We start from the raw sequence: 5,479 nt of genomic DNA on the forward strand, positions 1-5,479 counted from the left end.
TAATGAGCTATGTGGAACTGCTGGAATTTATAAAAGATACCTATAAGGCCTGGCGAAAGACACACAATGCATCATTTGCTTTTTCAACTTAATGGAAAAGGGGGTACACCCCCTGATTTTGTGACAATCGATTTTTAACCGGTAACCCTTATTGACAAAGGGAACTCTCTGTTTTTTACCCAATTTTAGTCGGACAATAATAATTTTTTATTTTGAATATCCCTTTTAATTTTGTTAATGGTAATAGCTATGCCAATGAATAATACACAACCTATTTTTCTTTAGGTGGAAGCGCCTCAATATTTTCCATTCTTTTGAGGAGATTTTTTATGCTGCACCATATTTCGGGTCCGCTGTCCAAGTAGTCCACGATCACTTCCTGTTCATCAGCTATTTTCTTTGCCATTTCAATGGCTGGCTTAATCTCTCTGCGATCGTACCTACCGATTATAAGCTCTAAAGTTACCAACTTTTTATCGAGGTCGTCTTGTGATAATTTCAAATTGCTTGAGCTGTAGAGCGATGCATTAGCCATACGGCATAAAAAGTGATTTTAAAGCAAAGTCAGCTCCAAGTAGCCTTACTACTATGCTTCGTAGAATTTCTTATAATCTATAGTATAGAACAATTAATTTAAAGATAACGGATAATTTTCAATACAACAAACTGTAAAAGCAGGCTGATTTGCTGACTGATTATACTGGCTGTTCGCAAATGCTGCGCTCCTATCAATTAAGGCAGACAAAAACCATCGCCTTCCCAAAGCAAAATATAGATCTATTTTCCGGCGGTTCATAGAGACAAATAAATCGGCGATTATCACTTTTCGGCGAATTTGGATGGTGAAAATCTTAATGAACTATACAAATCCCTGATGCATATCTGAATTACCCTTGACAGAAAATAAGTGGAGCTAGCTGATAAATATATCATGACTAACCTGCCAGCTTTTTAGGGTATTCGGCATGTACAGGTTGATGCAGGAATATGCGGATACCATTTAATAGATAACAGACTGCGAAAGCACTAATCTGATACGCACTTTTCATTCGGCCGTAGGGCTGTAAAATCTCTTGCTAGTATATTTTCTGCCACAGGCAAATCGTGATCAGATTCAGTCGTTACCCGGAACTTTCTTTTATGTACTGCCCATATGTGTTCCTGTTGCATGATCTTAGACACGTGAGCCCTGCTACAGGGTACTTTGGCTGCTTTGATAGCTTTATAAATCCTGGGGCTCCCATAGGTCCTTTCTGACTTAAAATAGGTGGTTCTTACCAGGGTGACTAACCGAGGTCTATGGTTTTCTCTTTGTAGGCTTCTACCACTCCTCCAATTGTAATATGCGCTGGGACTGCATTTCAGCAACCTACACAGCCCTTCAATAGCATGTTGCTCCTCCAATTGCTTGATTACTGAGTATCTTTCCCGGAGCGGCTTAGAAAGATACTCGCCGCTTTTTTTAAGATTTCGACATCTTCCTTCATCCGCGCATTTTCTTTTTTTAACTGACTCAGTTCCGGGTCAAGTGGTCGTCCATTGCCAGGAAAGGCCTTATCGCCAATTCCTGCCAGTTGCCGCTTCCAAGTATAGATCATATTGGGATGTATCCCTAGATCTGACGCTACTTGTGTAACCCCAGATTTTTCTGCCAGGCGAACCGCCTCTTCCTTGAATGCCCTGTTGTAGCACTTTCTGGATGTCATTTTACTAAATTAAGATTTTTGCACCTTAACTTAGTGTCCTTCAAAATAGGGCAAGATCATACATATGGAACTCCAGGTTTTTGGGATTCTCCAGGAGATCAAAGAGCAATATGGAATGGATATAGCACAAGTCCGCCTGTCATTGAAGCTGCAAAGCAAGATATGCAAAAACTAATGAATGGTATGAGTAGTTGGAGGCCTCTTCAAAATTAAATATAATGAGATATATATTACTTTTTTTTGTCTTTTTTCTCTATTCTTGTTCATCTAAAATTAATGCACTACAAAAAGTATACAATAATAAAGAAAAAATCATCAAGATGTTTTCTTCTAAGAGTATAGTAAGAAGCAGAGGGCAAAATATTATTTTTTTTTCTACTCATAATAACAACATTACAAAAAAATATTTTTTTGTAATTGATGGTAATAAATATCATCTTACTGATGAAAAAATTGAGTATACTCCGGATATACTAGGCTTAAAGGACACTACAATAGGTAGTAAATTATACAACCAAGAATTAACAGCTACCCTAACAATTCTAGTTGCCGAGATGGACAGGTTGGATATTAGAGATATAACAAGTGATCTAAAAGATGACGGTATTGGGTTTAAAATATACTTGAAAGATTTTAACGGAACTATGATTTATGTGCCAGATTTAAAAAAACTTCGCTTACCCTATTGGAAAACTTATATAAATGGAATGAATAAGTTTGATGATAATTGGTATTACACTTTAAATAATTAATAAATATTTAAATTGCCTAGCAATAGGACACCCATTTAAGCTGCCTTCCAGGCAATCTATTTATTTTCCTGGAAGGCAAATACTTTTTACCAATCACTACAGCTTAATCCAATCGTACAGGGCGAAGAAAATCCAGTTTCTACTACATCGGGGCCTTTGTAACAATCACTCCATTCGAGATGATAGGTACAATTATAGATATTTAACTTGACCTAGAAATCAGGCTCCCCAATTTAGCCCCCTTCCAGGCAATCTATTTATTTTCCTGGAAGGCAAATGCTTTTACCAATCACTACAGCTGAGTCCAATTGTACAGGGCGAAGAAAATCCAGTTTCTACTACATCGGGGCCTTTGTAACAATCACTCCATTCGAGATGATAGGTGCAATTATACGTTACGGTTTAATGGGTAGCTTTCACTACCATGAATAGTAGCGTGTTTGTTCAGAATAAACAGACCCCGGGTAGTGAAGACAATGCGAGCAAATCTAAAGCCTAACTTAACTTCGTGTTGTTTGATGACCAGTTCAATATGGTAAGCAGTAATAGTGGAACCCGGCAGGTACAGGCATCGCCGGGGGCGCTGCAAACTTTGGCCGTTAGTGCAATGACGATTAAATCGACCGGGTTTATTTATATTTACGTGAGTAATGAGAGTGGGCAGGATGTGTATTTTGATAATTTAGTGGTGAACCATACCAGTGGGCCGTTGCTGGAGGAGACGCATTATTATCCGTTTGGGCTCGTCATGCAAGGGGTTTCCGACAAAGCCCTGAAATCACAATACGCTGAGAACAAATATCATTTTAACAATGGAACAGAGCCTCAAAATAAAGAGTTTAGCGATGGGTCGAGATTGGAGTTGTATTCGACACAATACCGAATGTATGACCCTCAAATAGGTCGGTTTAATATTCTGGATCCTAAACCAGCCGATTCTGTAAGTCTTTACGCTGCATTTTACAATAATCTTATTCGCTATAATGATCCATTGGGGGATACTACCAGAGTGTATGTTGAAACGTCAGGGGCAGGCCATGCATGGATAAGCACGGGAGAGGGTGATAAAATGACTGTTTATAGTTAAGGGAGATACGCTGGCAAAATGAGGGATCGGGGCCAAGTATTATAAAAAATGGGCCGGGCGTACTTTTAAAATTGCAAGGGCAAGATGCGGCTTACTATAATCAGAAAAAGTTTGGAGAACTGGTGCAACAGTGTTTACAATTAATAATGTGAAGGATGAAGCAATAAATAAGGTAATGGATGCCCAGTTTAATTCTTCCGATAAGCTTCCTGAAAAAGGAGAGTATAAAGACGATTCAAGAGCGCATGTAACAGGCGATTATAAGTTATTGAGTTGTAACTGTACCACTACGGCGAGCGATGCTTTAAATACTGCTGGATCACATGCTTTTGAGATTATTGGGGAAAAGGCAGGGCCAACAAATGATAGGTTCATTATTCTGGGATCTCTCGGATCTCATTTAAAATGACAGGCCAATTCTTGGCTAGGGAATGGTTCTGTTAGCATAGAGGCTGTTTTTAAACCTAAGGAGAATAAATAGACACCTAATGAAAATACCTTTTCGAATGTTTATAGTAGTATCTATTGTTTTTTTTGTTGTTATTGTATTGAAGCTTTTGGATACCTATACTTCGTTAAAATATGAGGTTGATGAGCCCAGGGCAATGAATAAAGTCGGGGAGGCGCTAAACGACAAGGAGAAATATCTTAAAGCGTTCATTACATGGTTATGGGTGAGTTTGTGTTATGTTGTGGTAACCATTGTAATTTTTGTCCGAGCTTTAATAGGCAAGTGAAGACGAAGATAATAAAGGCTTAATGACATTAGGCCGCAGCATCGAAGCTGCGGTTTTTTGTTGTCAAAACTTCCTAGCTTTACGGTATGCAAAGGAGATGTGCTTGTTGGTAGTTATGCCCTATCTCAAGTTGATGTTGATGATGTTGGCAAGTTTGGAACAGGCAAAGGAGTATCTGCTGCAGGAGCATTGGGACATGAGCTTATAGAACAACAATCAAAACAACTTGATGGTAAAGGATATGCTGATGCACATCAGGATGGTATCAACGCTGAAAATTCAATTAACGGTACCGTAAGAGGTGCGACAACTGTCGCTCCAGGTGCAAGTCAAGATGCGTCAGGCAGAATAACAGGAACATTTATTACTTCTTATGCTCAGAATGGTCAGAACATATCAGCCACTGTTAAAATCAAGGACAATAATATAACTTCCGTAACTTCTAAGATTGAAAACCCAAAGAAATAATAATCATGAAACAAAAAGTAAGTTTGATATTATTTTATGTATTCCTGCTTTTAAATATTATAGCTTGTAATGGTCAGCAGAGCAGTATGAAAAAGAATAATAATTTTGATTCGGCTTTCAAGTATAACTATACAATTTTAGATTCTATAGCAAAGACGATTTTTTTTGATACATCCGCAACTTGTAAAAATGCTATTGAGTTTATGGAGAAAACCACAGCAATAAAAGCCAGCAAAGACGGGAATTATTTTGGAGCAATTTTATTTACACAAAAGGACTTAGACAAATGGAAAAAGTGGTATGATAAAAACAAAAAAAAATGAAAGTTAAAAAGCCGCAGCCATTACTGCGTCTTATTGCCAGCAAGCGGGTATAGCTTATCATGTTTTTCATTATTGATACCACAAATATCGCCATGGGTAGCCCGCCGACAGCAGTTTTATACAGCTGTAAACAAGCACATTGGTTATTATTTCTTTCGCAGCATGTCAACTATCGAATGGTGTCCGCATCGTCCTGCATCATCCAGTGCATGCCGATTACCTTAAAACGCTGGCAGGTTAATCATGTTGCACTTATCAGCCAAATCGCATATTATTTATAACAAAATAGGCTGAAAAGTTGGAGATTTTCGACCGATGCCAGTAACAGCGCCTATGCTACCCCGGTGACTACCAGCAGCACGATGACCAACGGCCTGGTAACGGGTACAAAGGTGCGCGTACTCGG

Annotated in this window: 8 protein-coding genes; 5 read left to right on the top strand and 3 right to left on the bottom strand. The window is 38.5% G+C overall.

Annotated elements, in window-relative coordinates; translation table 11 throughout:
- Window positions 1–271: 271 nt before the first annotated feature.
- The 3 genes from GA0116948_RS20580 to GA0116948_RS20590 all read right to left on the bottom strand — a co-directional run bounded on the left by GA0116948_RS20580 (window position 272) and on the right by GA0116948_RS20590 (window position 1,706).
- Window positions 272–535, bottom strand: a complete 264-nt coding sequence (locus GA0116948_RS20580) for a hypothetical protein (RefSeq protein WP_089715748.1) — start codon at window positions 533–535, stop codon at window positions 272–274.
- A gap of 491 nt (window positions 536–1,026) precedes the next feature.
- Complete coding sequence (locus GA0116948_RS21850; protein ID WP_165798546.1) at window positions 1,027–1,404, bottom strand: IS3 family transposase; 378 nt, start codon at window positions 1,402–1,404, stop codon at window positions 1,027–1,029.
- Between the two features lie 8 nt (window positions 1,405–1,412).
- Window positions 1,413–1,706 (bottom strand): transposase, encoded by a 294-nt coding sequence (locus tag GA0116948_RS20590; protein WP_089715751.1) that lies wholly within the window; start codon window positions 1,704–1,706, stop codon window positions 1,413–1,415.
- 218 nt (window positions 1,707–1,924) lie between these two features.
- On the opposite strand from GA0116948_RS20590, the gene GA0116948_RS20595 reads away from it, so the two are divergent.
- From GA0116948_RS20595 to GA0116948_RS20620, 5 genes are all read left to right on the top strand, one after another.
- Complete coding sequence (locus GA0116948_RS20595) at window positions 1,925–2,458, top strand: hypothetical protein (RefSeq protein WP_089715753.1); 534 nt, start codon at window positions 1,925–1,927, stop codon at window positions 2,456–2,458.
- Window positions 2,459–2,966: 508 nt separating this feature from the next.
- The gene (locus GA0116948_RS20600) at window positions 2,967–3,545 is read left to right on the top strand and encodes an RHS repeat-associated core domain-containing protein (protein ID WP_123891880.1); all 579 of its coding nucleotides are present in this window, start codon (window positions 2,967–2,969) and stop codon (window positions 3,543–3,545) included.
- 148 nt (window positions 3,546–3,693) lie between these two features.
- Window positions 3,694–3,954 carry a hypothetical protein gene (locus tag GA0116948_RS20605; protein WP_089715757.1) on the top strand — a complete coding sequence of 87 codons (261 nt, stop codon included), beginning with the start codon at window positions 3,694–3,696 and terminating at the stop codon, window positions 3,952–3,954.
- 385 nt (window positions 3,955–4,339) lie between these two features.
- Complete coding sequence (locus tag GA0116948_RS20615; RefSeq protein ID WP_123891881.1) at window positions 4,340–4,750, top strand: hypothetical protein; 411 nt, start codon at window positions 4,340–4,342, stop codon at window positions 4,748–4,750.
- Between the two features lie 5 nt (window positions 4,751–4,755).
- On the top strand, window positions 4,756–5,073 hold the full coding sequence (locus GA0116948_RS20620) for a hypothetical protein (RefSeq protein WP_089715762.1): 318 nt from the start codon (window positions 4,756–4,758) through the stop codon (window positions 5,071–5,073).
- The last annotated feature ends 406 nt before the right edge of the window (window positions 5,074–5,479 follow it).

The organism is Chitinophaga costaii (genome assembly GCF_900094705.1).
GTDB lineage: Bacteria > Bacteroidota > Bacteroidia > Chitinophagales > Chitinophagaceae > Chitinophaga > Chitinophaga costaii.

Bases quoted from the DNA above. Each gene is read 5' to 3' on its own strand.
- GA0116948_RS20620 (WP_089715762.1), top strand. From the start codon at position 4,756: ATGAAACAAAAAGTAAGTTTGATATTATTTTATGTATTCCTGCTTTTA.
- GA0116948_RS20590 (WP_089715751.1), bottom strand. From the start codon at position 1,706: ATGACATCCAGAAAGTGCTACAACAGGGCATTCAAGGAAGAGGCGGTT.
- GA0116948_RS20580 (WP_089715748.1), bottom strand. From the start codon at position 535: ATGGCTAATGCATCGCTCTACAGCTCAAGCAATTTGAAATTATCACAA.
- GA0116948_RS20595 (WP_089715753.1), top strand. From the start codon at position 1,925: ATGAGATATATATTACTTTTTTTTGTCTTTTTTCTCTATTCTTGTTCA.